The following is a 411-nucleotide window of genomic DNA, read 5'->3' as shown; positions in this document are numbered from 1 at the left end:
TCGACCGTACAGCGGGCTACGCGCTGCCCCTCGCGATTGAGCTGACGCCAGACCTTGGCTGCACCGTACACCTGATGATTGGCCTGCCAGATACGGTCAATATCGCCGCCCAGTTGCTCGTCGCGTACTGCGCGCTTGCAGCGTAACGCCGGATTGTTTTGCCGGGCCACCTGCCTGCGGTAGGCCGATGGGGCGACCTGCAACACACGGCAGATCGGCTCGATCCCCAATCGGTCCCGATGGACATCAATGAAAGCGTTTACGACTTGATGCGGCGGTCGAGCTCCGCCTGCGCGAAATACGCACTGGCTAGCCGCAGAATTTCGTTGGCCTTTTTCAGCTCGCGGACTTCGCGCTCCAACTCCTTGACCCGGGCTGCCTCCGCGCTGGTGGTTCCGGGGCGCTGGCCAG

General features: G+C 63.3%; 1 pseudogene and 1 other annotated feature. The pseudogene reads right to left on the bottom strand.

Annotated elements, in window-relative coordinates:
• A pseudogene (locus tag EGI20_RS19095) lies at window positions 1-411 on the bottom strand (IS3 family transposase); the annotation flags it as partial.
• Window positions 189-305: a sequence feature (AL1L pseudoknot), on the bottom strand. Its footprint overlaps the pseudogene before it by 117 nt.

Source organism: Aquitalea sp. S1-19 (assembly GCF_024343515.1).
The sequence above is the reverse complement of the archived record's forward strand: the minus strand, read 5'-3'. Positions and strand labels throughout refer to the sequence as shown.